14 protein-coding genes are annotated in these 12,674 nt (G+C 64.9%); 11 read left to right on the plus strand and 3 right to left on the minus strand.

The window, feature by feature from the left end:
* Window positions 1-37: 37 nt before the first annotated feature.
* The 3 genes from AUL30_RS11490 to AUL30_RS11500 are packed head-to-tail and all read left to right on the plus strand — an operon-like array spanning window position 38 to window position 3,583.
* A complete protein-coding gene (locus tag AUL30_RS11490; RefSeq protein WP_062228020.1) occupies window positions 38-1,612 on the plus strand; it encodes a GMC family oxidoreductase in 1,575 nt (524 codons plus the stop codon).
* A gap of 38 nt (window positions 1,613-1,650) precedes the next feature.
* Complete coding sequence (locus AUL30_RS11495) at window positions 1,651-2,460, plus strand: SDR family NAD(P)-dependent oxidoreductase (protein ID WP_062228021.1); 810 nt, start codon at window positions 1,651-1,653, stop codon at window positions 2,458-2,460.
* 28 nt (window positions 2,461-2,488) lie between these two features.
* Window positions 2,489-3,583, plus strand: a complete 1,095-nt coding sequence (locus tag AUL30_RS11500) for a glycerol dehydrogenase (protein WP_062228022.1) — start codon at window positions 2,489-2,491, stop codon at window positions 3,581-3,583.
* Between the two features lie 30 nt (window positions 3,584-3,613).
* Here the strand turns inward: AUL30_RS11500 and AUL30_RS11505 are convergent, their stop codons facing one another.
* Window positions 3,614-4,273 carry an RraA family protein gene (locus tag AUL30_RS11505; RefSeq protein WP_062228023.1) on the minus strand — a complete coding sequence of 220 codons (660 nt, stop codon included), beginning with the start codon at window positions 4,271-4,273 and terminating at the stop codon, window positions 3,614-3,616.
* Window positions 4,266-5,054 carry a FadR/GntR family transcriptional regulator gene (locus AUL30_RS11510; protein WP_083507878.1) on the minus strand — a complete coding sequence of 263 codons (789 nt, stop codon included), beginning with the start codon at window positions 5,052-5,054 and terminating at the stop codon, window positions 4,266-4,268. Before AUL30_RS11510 ends, AUL30_RS11505 begins: the two co-directional genes overlap by 8 nt.
* A 178-nt stretch (window positions 5,055-5,232) precedes the next feature.
* Here AUL30_RS11510 and AUL30_RS11515 point away from each other — a divergent pair, with 178 nt between their 5' ends.
* The 6 genes from AUL30_RS11515 (at window position 5,233) to AUL30_RS11540 (ending at window position 9,900) form a co-directional block, all read left to right on the plus strand.
* Entirely contained in the window at window positions 5,233-6,045 is an 813-nt protein-coding gene (locus AUL30_RS11515; RefSeq protein ID WP_062228025.1) for a transporter substrate-binding domain-containing protein, read from the plus strand.
* Between the two features lie 68 nt (window positions 6,046-6,113).
* Window positions 6,114-6,833, plus strand: coding sequence for an amino acid ABC transporter permease (locus AUL30_RS11520; protein WP_062228026.1), 720 nt, complete (start codon window positions 6,114-6,116; stop codon window positions 6,831-6,833).
* Window positions 6,830-7,480 (plus strand): amino acid ABC transporter permease, encoded by a 651-nt coding sequence (locus AUL30_RS11525; RefSeq protein WP_062228027.1) that lies wholly within the window; start codon window positions 6,830-6,832, stop codon window positions 7,478-7,480. The genes AUL30_RS11520 and AUL30_RS11525 overlap by 4 nt, the downstream gene beginning before the upstream one ends.
* Entirely contained in the window at window positions 7,467-8,198 is a 732-nt protein-coding gene (locus AUL30_RS11530; RefSeq protein WP_062228028.1) for an amino acid ABC transporter ATP-binding protein, read from the plus strand. Before AUL30_RS11525 ends, AUL30_RS11530 begins: the two co-directional genes overlap by 14 nt.
* Window positions 8,199-8,269: 71 nt before the next feature.
* Window positions 8,270-9,052: an HpcH/HpaI aldolase family protein gene (locus AUL30_RS11535; protein ID WP_244490801.1), complete on the plus strand. Its 783-nt coding sequence runs from the start codon at window positions 8,270-8,272 to the stop codon at window positions 9,050-9,052.
* 29 nt (window positions 9,053-9,081) lie between these two features.
* Window positions 9,082-9,900 carry an SDR family oxidoreductase gene (locus AUL30_RS11540; protein WP_062228029.1) on the plus strand — a complete coding sequence of 273 codons (819 nt, stop codon included), beginning with the start codon at window positions 9,082-9,084 and terminating at the stop codon, window positions 9,898-9,900.
* A 57-nt stretch (window positions 9,901-9,957) separates the two neighbouring features.
* On the opposite strand, the gene AUL30_RS11545 is transcribed toward AUL30_RS11540, so the two are convergent.
* On the minus strand, window positions 9,958-10,386 hold the full coding sequence (locus tag AUL30_RS11545; RefSeq protein WP_062228030.1) for a DUF4174 domain-containing protein: 429 nt from the start codon (window positions 10,384-10,386) through the stop codon (window positions 9,958-9,960).
* A gap of 281 nt (window positions 10,387-10,667) precedes the next feature.
* Here AUL30_RS11545 and AUL30_RS11550 point away from each other — a divergent pair, with 281 nt between their 5' ends.
* Both AUL30_RS11550 and AUL30_RS11555 read left to right on the plus strand, forming a co-directional pair.
* Complete coding sequence (locus AUL30_RS11550) at window positions 10,668-11,495, plus strand: phosphogluconate dehydrogenase C-terminal domain-containing protein (protein WP_062228031.1); 828 nt, start codon at window positions 10,668-10,670, stop codon at window positions 11,493-11,495.
* 61 nt (window positions 11,496-11,556) lie between these two features.
* A complete protein-coding gene (locus AUL30_RS11555; RefSeq protein WP_062228032.1) occupies window positions 11,557-12,597 on the plus strand; it encodes a Gfo/Idh/MocA family protein in 1,041 nt (346 codons plus the stop codon).
* Window positions 12,598-12,674 lie beyond the last annotated feature (77 nt).

Here is a 12,674-nt window from a genome sequence, read left to right on the forward strand (position 1 = left end):
CGCCATGTCGCGCGCCACCGGCCCTGGGAGGAAGAGCATGACCGAACTGAAGACAAGCTACGACATCGTCATCATCGGCGCCGGCGTCGGCGGCGGAGCGCTGGCCAACGCGCTGGCGGCGCCGGGCCGCGAGATCCTGATGATCGAACGCGGGCCACGCCTCCCGCGTGAGCCCGACAATTGGAGCGTCGACGCCGTTTTTCACAAGCGCAAATATGCGACGCGGGAGCAGTGGCGCGACAGGGACGGAAACTTCTTCAGCCCCAGCACCTATTACTATGTCGGCGGCAACTCCAAGTTCTTCGGCGCCGCGACGGTGCGCTTCCGCAAGGAGGATTTCGAGGATCTGCAGCATGAGGGTGGCGTCGCGCCGGCATGGCCCGTCTCCTACGACACGTTCGAGCCCTATTATGCCCGCGCCGAACGGTTGATGGGCACGCATGGCCAGGCCGGGCTGGACCCGATCGAGCCGCCGCGCTCGGGCCCCATGCCCTTCCCGGCCATCGGCCACGAGCCGGAGATCGCCTGGTTCGAACAGAAGCTGCGCGGCAAGGGGCTCCATCCCTTTCCGCTGCCCATCGCCATCGACTACCATGATGGCGGAAGCTGCGCGCGCTGCCGGACCTGCGACGGTTTTGCCTGCAAGATCGGCGCCAAGGGCGATGCCGAGGTACGGCTGATCAACCCTGCCCTCGCCAAGGGCGGCGTCACCCTGATCACGGAAGCGCTGGTCCACCGCCTCGTGACCGATCCGTCCGGTCGGCGGGTGTCGGCGGTCGAGTTCGACCACGAGGGCGAGCGGCGCAGCGTGACGGCCAAGATCGTCGTCTCCGCGGCTGGCGCCATCAACTCCGCCGCGCTCCTCCTGCGCTCGCGCAACGACAAGCACCCGAACGGCATCGGCAACAACACGTCCGACCAGCTCGGGCGGAACTACATGGCCCATAACAACACGGCCATGATGGCGATTTCTCCCTTCAAGAAGAATCGCGTGACCTTCCAGAAATCGATGGCGATCAACGATTTCTACCTGGCGAACAATGAGCGCCCCTACCCACTCGGCAATATCCAGGGCCTCGGCAAGCTGCAGGCCGGCATGTTGACCGCCAGCGTCAAATGGGCGCCCGAAAGCATGATGGCGCTCTTCGCGGAACGCTCGGTCGACTGGTGGCTGATGTCGGAAGACCTGCCCGACCCGGAGAACCGCGTGAGCGTCGATCCGGACGGCACGATCCGCCTCGCCTATACGCCCAACAATCTTACCGCGCATAATGAGCTTGTGCAGGTCTGGACGCGCATGATGCGCCGGCTCGGCTACCCGCTCGTCATCACGCAGAAAATGGACATCAAGGTCTCCATGCACCAATGCGGCACGGCGCGGTTCGGCAAGGACCCCGCCACCTCGGTGCTGGATACGGACTGCAAGGTCTGGGACGTCGACAATCTTTATGTCGTCGATGCCTCGTTCCTGCCCTCGTCGACCGGCTTCAACCCGTCCTTGACGATCGTGGCGCAGGCCCTGCGCACATCCGAGCGCATCCTTTGGGAGCTCGGCGAAACCGTGCCCGTCACCGACCCCGTCGAGCGTGTCTCCGACGCGGTCGCCGCCTGAAACATCCTGTAGAGCATTGTCCGGGAGGGACACTTAGCATGGCCGACAACACACGCGATTACACGCGGCTGTTCGATCTGACGGGGCGCAAGGCCATCGTCACGGGAGGGTCGCGCGGCATCGGGCGCGCCCTGGCGCAGGCACTTGCCGCGCACGGCGCAGACGTGGCGATCGTCGTCCGGTCCACCATGGCGCAGGCTGAAAGCCTGGCCAAGACGCTCAACGAAGCGTCCCCGAACGGGGCCGGCGACAGCTTCGCCATAAAGGCCGACGTGTCCGATCCGGACGATGTCGAGCGTATGGCGGCGGCGGTCGAGGCGCGGTGGGGCCGTGCGGACATCCTCGTCAACAATGCCGGCATCGTTCTGCCGGGCAATGCCGAAGACTACCCGCTCAGCCAGTGGCGTGAGACGATGAGCGTCAATCTGGATGGCGTCTTCCTGGTCAGCCAGGCCATCGGCCGGATGATGATCCGGCAGAAATCCGGCTCCATCATCAATATCGGCTCGATGTCCGGGCGGATCGTCAACTGGCCCTTCCGCCATGCGGCCTACAACGTCTCCAAGGCGGCGGTGCACATGCTGACCAAGTGCCTCGCCACCGAATGGGCCGAGCACAATGTGCGCGTCAACGCCCTTGCCCCCGGCTACATCATGACCGAGCTGACGGAAGAAGTGCTGCGCGAGCATCCCGATGTCGTCACCCAGCATTGGGCCGCTGGCGCCGTGCAGAACCGTATCGGCAGCGTCGACGAGCTGGCCGGCGCGGTGATTTACCTGGCGAGCGACGCCTCCTCCTTTACGACGGGCGAAATCCACACCGTGGATGGCGGCCTGACGCTGCGCTGAACTCCTGCTTCCTTCGGAGACGAATTTCATGACTCAACGTGGCTACGGCGGACCGCTCCGCTATGTCCAGGGCCCCGGCGTCATCGCCGATCTCGGCCGCTATGTCGCGCCGCTCGGCGCGCGCACCCTCGTCATCATGGACGCATTCTTCTGGGACAGCTTGCGTCCCGAGCTGGAAGCGGCGCTGTCCGGCGCCGGCGTGACGGCGCAGTTCGTGCGGTTCGGCGGCGAATCCTCGCAGGTCGAGATCGATCGCTGCACCGCCGCGGGGCGTGAGATCGACGCCGCGTCGGTCGTCGGCATCGGTGGCGGCAAAGCGCTGGATACGGCCAAGATCACCGCCTTCAACATCGGCGCGCGGATCGTAACCGTGCCGACCATCGCCTCGACGGATTCGCCCACGAGCTCGCTCGGCGTCGTCTATACGCCCGACGGCGTCTACGAGCATGTGGTCCGCTGCGGCCGCAACCCCGATGTGGTGCTGGTCGACAGCGCGCTGATCGTCCAGGCGCCGGCGCGCTTCCTGGCCGCGGGCATGGGCGATGCGCTCTCCACCTTCTACGAGGCGCGCTCCAACATCGAGAGCCGCTCGAAGAATTATATCGGCGATGGCTATGCCTGCACGCTCGCCGGCTACCAGATCGCACAGGCCTGCCACGAAACGCTGATGCGCGATGGCCGCGCGGCCTATGTGGCGGCGAAAGGCGGCCGGCTGACCGGCGCGGTCGAGAACATCATCGAGGCCAACACCCTCCTGTCCGGGCTCGGCTTCGAGAATTGCGGCGTGTCGGGCGCGCACGGCATTCACGATGCGCTCACCGTCCTGGAGCCGACCCATCATTTCCTGCACGGGGAAAAAGTGGCCTTCGGCATTCTGTGCCTTCTGGTCCTGGAGAACCGGCCGCCGGAAGAGTTCGACGCCGCCGCCGCCTTCTGCCGCGACATCGGCCTGCCGACCACCCTGGCGGACCTTGGCCTCACCGACCTCTCCGCCGCCGACATGGCGCGGGTCGGCCAGGCGGCCATGCTGCCGACCAACGTGATCCACTCCGTCCCGGTGGAGCTGACCGCAACCGCCATCGCGGATGCGATCTTCACGGCGAGTGCCCGCGCGGGGGGTTGACCCCCCGCGCGCCGCTCGTTTGCCGCCGGGTCAGGCCGGCCAGACGGACTGGAGGCGCTCGCCATCCAAAAGGCGGGTGCGGGCGGCGGCCTCGTTTCGGCCGAGCGCATCCGCCGCGTCGGCTACGGCCCTGACGTGCTCGGCCGGGATCACCACGACCCCGTCCCTGTCTGCAAAGACGACATCGCCCGGCCGCACGGTGACGCGGCCGATCGTCAGCGGAACTTGCGAGCGCGTCGGCTCCTTCTTGCCGGTCACGCCGACCGGGCTGACCGCGGAGCCGAAGAGTGGGTATTTGAGGGCGCGGACCTGGGCGATGTCGCGGACGGTGCCGTGCACGACGGTCGCAGCCGCTCCCTTCACCTTTGCGCCCGTGCTCATCAACTCGCCCGAACAGGAACCGCCCGCGCAGGATGCGTCGCAGACGAGGACGCCCCCTTTCGGGGTGTTGTCGATCGCGTGATGATACACGTCCTGCGGCTCGCCCTTGCGGTCCGACGGCTCGAAGAGAACGGTGACGGCCGGTCCACAGACCACGTCTCCGTCCGGCAGGTGGCCTGCCAGGGAAATGCCGTCGAGATGGCCCCACAGGCCAAGGCTCTCCATGCTGTCGTGGATATCGCCGGAATACCAGGCCTTCAGCCGCTCGATCGACGCCCAGTCGGTCGCCGCATAGTCGAAATCACGCATTCTTTTTGCCTTCCCTCATCACATTGTCGATCGCGACCTGCAGGTACGATGCGCTGTTGTCGATCTGCTCACGCATGAGCTTCTTGGCTCCCGCCTCATCCCTGTTCCGGATCAGGCGGTAGATTTCTTCATGTTCCGCATAGGCTGCCTCGAGCGACTTGGACGGAACCCGGCTCGTGACCTGAATGACTTCAAGGATCAGGCCGAAAAGGTTGTCGTAGAAGACGGTCAGGATCTCGTTCCCGGCCGAATGGACGAGCGCCAGATGAAAGGCGGCGTCCTCCTCCACGAAGCTTGCGAAGTCCTGCTCGTCACGGGCCCGCCGCATGGCTTCCAGCGCCTGTGTGACCTCCTGCCCGATCGGTTCGGGCAAGGTCATCAGGAGTCCGATGACCTCCGTCTCGATCATACGGCGAACGGCCATGAGCTGAACGAGGTAGCGTGGATCGCTGGACATGAGCTGTCGGACAGTGATGGCGAGCGTGCCGAGAAACTCCGCCACGTCGTCGCGCACGACCGTGGTGCGCTCCCCGTGCCGGCGCCGCACGAGCCCCTTGGTTTCCAGGATCTGCATTGCTTCGCGAACCGAGCGTGTCGACACGCCGAATTCCCGTGCGATCTCGCTTTCAGACGGCAGCCGGTCGCCCACCTTGCGCTGTCCGGACAGGATCTGCGCCTCCAATGTTCCAGACACGGAGGCGTGCAGACGGTCCCGCCCCCGCGCGCGGTCCGCGCCGCCGACGCCACTGTCGTCAGGTTGGGATCCACCGGTCTGGCTCATGGGCTACCTCACTTCAACGGGGCGTAGGCAACAATCACGCAACCCACGGTTGACAACAAGTCATGACATAAGACATATGTCAAGAGTTCGCTGGGAAGGCGTGACGGATCGATGTGGTCTCACGACGCGGACGGAAACACGGTGCGCAGAGCGCCGAACCAATCTGGGAGGAAGTCGAATGTTCACGTCATTCGTCCGGCGGGTGGGTCTTGCCGTCGGTATTGCTGCGGCAGCCTTGGCCACAGGAACGCCGTCAAAGGCGCAGACCATCGCCGAAATCGAGCAGAAGGGACGCGTGACCATCGGCGTCCTGACGGGCATCCCGCCCTACGACACGGTCGACTCGTCCGGCGCGCCGGACGGCTTCCTGGTCGATCTAGCCAGGCTTGCCGCCAAAGATCTCGGCGTTGAGGTGGAGATCGTTCCCGTCAACAACGCATCGCGCGCCGCGGCGCTGGAGTCCGGCCGGGTCGATTTCCTGATCGCGCACATGACGGCAACGCCCGAGCGCGCCAAGATATTCCTGATGACGAACCCCTACGGCGCCTACGAGATGCGTTTTGTCGCTGCCAAGGACATGCCGTTATCGAGCCTCGACGACCTGAAGGGCAAGCGCGTCTCCGTGCCCAAGGGCAGCACGCAGGATGTCGCGGTCAGCGGCTATGGTGTCGAGGGGCTGGAGGTCGTGCGCTTCGACGACGACGCACTTGCCATGCAGGCGCTGATCTCCGGGCAGGTCGATGCGACCGCCGCCGTCGCGACCGTCGCCAACGATGTGATCGCCAAGCGCAGTCTCGATAATCTGGAGGTCAAGTCGGACGTGCCGATCTTCACGCTCTACTGGTCGATGGCTGTACGCAAGAACGCCACCGAACTCCACCAGTGGCTGAACAACTTCATCTACTACCAGGAAGTCACGGGGGCCTTGAACCGGCTGCACGAGAAATGGGTCGGCGTCCCGATCCCGGGCGGCAAGCTCCCCACTTTCTAGGGGCACGCATCCTGGCAATCGACCATCGGTCGCCTGTCGGCCGACGCGCAGCAAGGATTTTCGAGACAATGGGTTACGAGATGAATTTCGGCCCGGTTTTGGCGCGTGCGCCAGAACTGTGGGCCGGGACGCTCGATACGATCGTCCTGTCCGTCCAGTCGATTTCCATCGGCCTTCTCGTGGGTCTCGTCATCGCGTTGATGCGGGTCGACGGTCCGCGATGGGCAGGGCTTCTGGGCAAGGTGTATGTCGAGGCGTTCCGCAACACGCCGCTCCTCGTCCAGCTGTTCCTGATCTTCTTCGGCCTCCCCTATATCGGGCTGCGGCTCGGAGCCAACGAAGCGGCGATCTTTGCCATCTCGCTCAATCTCGGCGCCTACTCCGCCGAAATCTTCCGCGCCGGCCTTTTGGCCATTCCGAAGACTCAGGTCGAAGCCGGCCTGGCACTCGGCCTCTCCAGGCTGCAGGTCATGCGCTACGTCGTGATCGTTCCGGCCTTACGCATCATCTACCCGGCGCTCACCGGGCAATTGACGCTGACGCTGCTCGGCACCTCCATCGCCTCGGCCATTTCCGCGACCGAACTGACGCTCGTCGGCTCACAGATCGAATCCCAGACCTTTCGGAGCCTCGAGACATTTCTGGTCATCGCGGCGATCTACATCACCGTGACCTTCGCCTTCCGGCTCATCTACTGGCTGATCGGCCTGTGGCTGTTCCGCCGCAAGGTTCCCAAGGGCGGGTCGCTGACGAGCGCCGTCACGCTGACGGGAAGGGCCAAGGCATGATCGACAATTTCGGCCTTTCGAGCATCCAGTTTCTGCTGCACGGCCTTCTTTGGACCGTCGGCCTGTCTGCCACGGCCTTTCTGGGCGGCGGCCTTTTCGGGCTCATCTTCGCCATAGCGCGTGCTCTTGGCCCACGCTGGCTGAAAATCATCGTCGGCACCTACATTCAACTCGTCCAGGCGACGCCGCTTCTGATCGTCGTGTTTCTGGCCTTCTACGGCCTGAGCTTCCTTGGCTTCTACTTTCCGCCCTTCGCTGCGGCGGCGATCTCGCTGATCGTCTACTCCACCGCCTTCCTGGCGGACATCTGGCGCGGATGCATCGAAGCCATACCGAGGACCCAGTGGGAGGCTGCGGACGCGCTGGCGCTGAGCCGGCTGGAGCGGCTGCGCTACGTTATTCTTCCACAGGCCTTGCGCATCGCACTCGGCCCGACCGTCGGCTTCATGGTCCAGATCGTCAAGAACACGTCGGTCACGGCGCTGATCGGTTTCGTGGAACTGACCCGGGCCGGCCAGCTCCTGAACAACATGACCTTCCAGCCCTTCCACGTCTTTCTGACGGTGGCGGTCCTGTATTTCCTCGTCTGTTACCCGCTCTCCTGGTGGAGCGAAAAGCTGAAGGAGCGCAAAGTTGCAAGCGCTTAGGATCGAAAATCTGAAGAAGTACTACGGCGCGCTTCCCGTTCTGAAAGGCATCGACCTGTCGGTCATGCATGGGGAAGTGGTTGCTATCATCGGCCGGTCCGGCTCCGGCAAAAGCACCATGCTGCGCTGTATCAACGGGCTGGAAAGCTTCCAGGAAGGGCGCATCGAGGTTGCCGGATACGAGGTTCAGCAGACGCCGGCGCAGCTGCGTGCCCTGCGCAAGGAGGTCGGCATGGTCTTCCAGAGCTACAATCTCTTTCCGCATCTGAACGTTTCGGAAAACATCACCCTCGCGCCCAAGGTCGTGCGCCGCTGTTCGGACGCCGAGGGCGCCGCGCTCGTGGCCGACGTTCTGCGGCGCGTGGGCCTTGAGGATAAGGCGCATGCCTATCCGGACGAATTGTCCGGCGGGCAGCAGCAGCGGGTCGCGATCGCCCGGTCGCTCGCCATGCAACCGAAGGTCATGTTGTTCGACGAGGTCACCTCCGCGCTGGATCCGGAACTGACGGGCGAGGTGCTGAAGACGATCGCCGAACTGGCAAGCGCCGGCATGACCATGCTGCTCGTCACCCATGAAATGGGCTTTGCGCGGCGCGTCGCGACGCGAACCATCTTCATGCATGACGGCCGCATCCGGGAGGAAGGGCCGTCTGAAACGCTCTTCCGCGATCCGCAGACGCCGGAGCTTCAGGCCTTTATCGCCCCCGATCTCAAATAGGCGTGCCCCCCGCACGCCCCATCGACACACAAGAGGAGACGCATGTGCCAGCGCTAGAGAACACGCAACTCATGTCCAAGATGCGGAAGGGTGAACCCACCTTCGGCGCCACCTTCTATACGGGCTCGACGACGGCCATCGAAGTGGCCGCCAACTGGGGCCTCGACTTCGCATTTATCGATGCCGAGCATACGCCCGTCAACGTCGACAGCCATCTGGAGAAGCTCGTTATGGCTGCCCTGATGGGCGGCATCGCACCGCTGGTGCGGGTCCGCGGGACGAACGAATGGGACATCCGCAAGGTCCTCGAATTCGGTGCCACCGGCGTGATCGTTCCCCAGGTCAACACAGCCGACCAGGCACGCGCCATCGTACGCGCCGCCAAGTTCCCGCCCTACGGCCGGCGTGGCGGCGACGCCTCCTGCCGCGCAGCGGGCTTTGCCGGACCGGGCTTCCAGTGGAGCGCCTATATGCAGCACGAGAATGAAAGCCGCCTCGTCATCCCGATGGCCGAGAGCTTCGAGTTCTTCGACAATATCGACGAGATCCTCGACGTCGAAGGGCTGGACGTCATCAATTTCGGCCCGGCCGACTACTCGATTTCCCGCCAGATCTCCATCGACTACTCCATGTCGCACCCGGAGGTGGACGAGCGGCTGTCGGAACTCGTCGAGAAATCACATGCGCGCGGCATCAAGGTCATGGCGCCCTGCATCCCACCCGTCGCCGACAGCGTCACGGCCCTCAAGAAGAAGGGTGTCGACATGATCATCATGGGCAATGACGTGCTGTTCCTGAACGAGGGTTGCAAGCGCGCCTCCCAGGCCATCGCGGAATCGGCGGCGGCGCGGTGATGAGCAGCTCAGCAACAGGAGACGCACAGATGGACAAGCTCTTCGACGTTACCGACCGCGTCGCGGTCGTGACCGGCGGCCTCGGCCAACTCGGCACACAGTTTTCCAAGTCCCTTGCGCAAGCCGGAGCCAAGGTCGCGATCTACAGCCGCCGCCCCTTCTCCGACGCGCAACTGGCGGCCAAGTTCCCCGGCCTGACCGACCGTATCCGCGTCTACGAAGCCAGCGTCACCGACAAGGCCGCGCTGGAAGCCGCGACGGAGCGCCTCGTCGCCGACTGGGGCGTGCCGCACATCCTCGTCAACAATGCGGGCATCGATTCCAAGCCCGACGGGTCGGCCGAACAGAACGCACCTTTCGAGGTCTACCCGCAGAAATACTGGGATGACATCATCGATACGAACCTGACCGGCGTCATGCTGACCAGCCAGGTCGTCGGCAGCCGGATGGCCGCCGAGCAGCGCGGATCGATCATCAATGTCGGTTCGATCTACGGTCTCGTCTCGCCCAATCAGGCGCTCTACGCCTACCGGCTGGAGCGGGACGGCGAGCCCTTCATCAAGGCCGTGTCCTATGCGGCCTCCAAATCCGGCCTCATCAACCTGACCCGCTATCTCGGGACCTATTGGGCGCCGAAGCGAGTGCGGGTCAACCTGATCTCCTTCGGCGGTGTGAAGACCGGTAGTTTCGACAAAGAGTTCATCGATGCCTTCCTGGAACGTGTGCCCATGGGGCGCCAGGCAGAGATCGACGAATATAACGGCATCATCCGCTTCCTCGCCTCCGATGCCTCGTCCTACATGACGGGCTCGAATGTCGTGGTGGATGGCGGCTTTACCGCCTGGTGACCATGGCCGGGGGCTCGGGCGAACCGACCCCCCGACGCCCTTTCCCGGGCACCGGAGCTAGCGGCCGGCGCGCCGCATCGGCATGGCGTCGATCACCGCCTCGATCTCGGCACGCGGCACCACGCTGTCAGCGCGCCACTTCTCCTGCCCGTCCTTGCCGATCAATATGGCCGTGAAGGGCGCAGCCGGGTCGACGCCGAAGCGGGCCCGAAGGGATTGTGCGTCTTCGCCGTCCGGGACCGGGCCGTAGACGGGGTCGAGCCTGTCGCCGGCTACGGTGAAGACGAGCATGTCCCGCTCCGCCAGCGCGTCGCGTCCCGTTAACAGCTCCGACGATTGCTCCTCGATCGCCGTGCCATCCGTCCCGAACAGGATCAGGACGCGGTTCTGCCATTGCAGCTCTGACAGTGACTGCGCCATCGTCGCGCCTCCCATTGCGGTGCAGATGACGAGCGCTGCGAGGAGCTGTCCGATTGGCCTGCGCATCTTATCCACTCCATCCGTTCGAGCCACAACGGCCGGCGCACCGATCCGGTTCGCCGGACAGGCAAACCGACGCGTCTCATTCACATATACTCATCATACATGTTGACGGGGTGATGAGGTGGCGTGGTATAGGTGGGTCGGTCTGGGGAGGATGGATTCGATGCCGCTGCGGCGGCATCCCTGTGGATGCAAGGGCTATCGCCCTGCGCATCTGTCGCTTCCCCAATGGAACGTACTGCGGCGCCCGAGCGCCGCGATGTGCCTTGTGGAAAGGAAGTGGCATGACTGTGATTGCCTTGTTCGGTGCCGGCGGAAAGATGGGCTACCGTCTGGCCAGCAACCTGAAAGGGTCGCGCTTCGAGGTGCGGCATGTGGAGCCGAGCGAGGCCGGACGCGAGCGTCTGAAGGCCGGCCTCGGCTTCGACTGCACGCCGGCGCAGGCTGCGCTCGACGGCGCCGATGTCGTCATCCTGGCCGTGCCGGACACACTGATCGGCAAGGTCGCCTCTGGCATCGAAAAGGACCTGAAGCCGGGAACCATCGTCGTCGTCCTGGATGCGGCCGCCCCCTTTGCCGGGCATCTGCCGGACCGTCCGGACCTGACCTACTTCGTCACCCATCCGTGCCATCCGCCGATCTTCAACGACGAGACGGACCCGGCCGCCAAGCGCGACTTCTTCGGCGGCATCGCCGCCAAGCAGCACATCACCTCCGCCCTGATGCAGGGCCCGGAGGAGCATTATGCCCTGGGCGAGGAAGTGGCCAAGGTGATCTGGGCGCCCGTCATGCGGTCGCACCGCGTGACGGTGGAGCAGATGGCGCTTCTGGAGCCCGGCCTGTCCGAGACCGTGTGCGCCAGCCTTCTCGTGGTCATGAAGGAAGCCATGGACGAGGTCGTGGCGCGCGGCGTGCCCAAGGAAGCCGCGCGTGACTTCCTGCTCGGCCACATGAACGTGCTCGGCGCCGTCATCTTCGAAGAGAACCCCGGCGTCTTCTCCGATGCCTGCAACAAGGCGATCGAGTTCGGCAAGCCCATGCTGATGCGCGACGACTGGAAGCGCGTCTTCGAGCCGGAAGAGCTCGCCGCTTCGATCCGGCGCATCACCTGACAAGGACAGAGCGGCCCGCCGGCTCCGGCCGGCGGGATACTTCAGGGGGAGGGAGAGGCTCATGGCTCCGAACGGGCCCACATTGCGCGGAACTCTGGTGGGCTGCGGTTTCTTCGCAGCCAACCAGATGCATGCCTGGACCGGCATCGACGGTGTCGAGATGGTCGCCCTGTGCGACCGGGACGAAGCCCGCGCCCGCGACATGGCGGCACGCTTCGGCGTCACACAAGTCTTCACCGATGCGGCGCGGATGCTGGCCGAGGTGCAGCCCGACTTCGTCGACATTGCGACCACCGCGCCGAGCCATCGGGCGCTGGTCGAACTGGCGGCAGAGGCCGGAACACCGGTCATTTGCCAGAAGCCCTTCGCGCCCACCCTCGCCGACGCACGTGCCATGGTCCAGGCCTGCGAGCGGGCCGGCGTTCCCCTGATGGTGCATGAGAACTTCCGCTGGCAATCCGCCATCCGCGCGGCCGCGTCGGAGCTGCATTCGGGCGCCATCGGCAAGCCCTTCTTCGGCCGCGTCACCTTCCGGTCGGGCTTCGACGTCTATGCCGCGCAGCCCTACCTGGCAGAGGGCGCGCGCTTCATCATCGAGGATCTCGGTATCCACGCGCTCGACGTGGCGCGGTTCCTGTTCGGCGATGTGGCCATGGTTACGGCGCGCACCGCCCGCATCAACCCGCGCATCGCGGGTGAGGATGTCGCGACCATGCTGCTCGACCATGACAGCGGCGTCACCAGCATCGTGGATTGTTCCTATGCCACGCGCGCAGCGGAGGAGCTGTTCCCGCAGGCGCTCCTGGAGATCGACGGCGCGGACGGCACGATCCGGCTCGACCGGAACTACCAGCTCACCGTCACAAACGCGGCGGGCACCCGCTCGAGCGATGTATCGCCGCAGCTTCTGCCCTGGGCCGAGCGCCCCTGGCACAATATCCAGGAAAGCGTCGCGCGCATCCAGGAGCACTGGGTGGATTGCCTGCGCACCGGGCGCGAACCGGAAACCTGCGGCCGCGACAATGTGAAGACCCTGGCCCTCGTCGAGGCCGCTTATCTCAGCGCAGAGCGGCAGACGAGCGTTATACCGTCGGAGCTGTGAGCATGACCGATCCGCTCACCCTTTACGGCACCACGCAGGCGTCCGTGCAGCCCCGCCGCATCACGGCGGGCCCGCTC

Source organism: Aureimonas frigidaquae (assembly GCF_001463905.1).
GTDB lineage: Bacteria > Pseudomonadota > Alphaproteobacteria > Rhizobiales > Rhizobiaceae > Aureimonas > Aureimonas frigidaquae.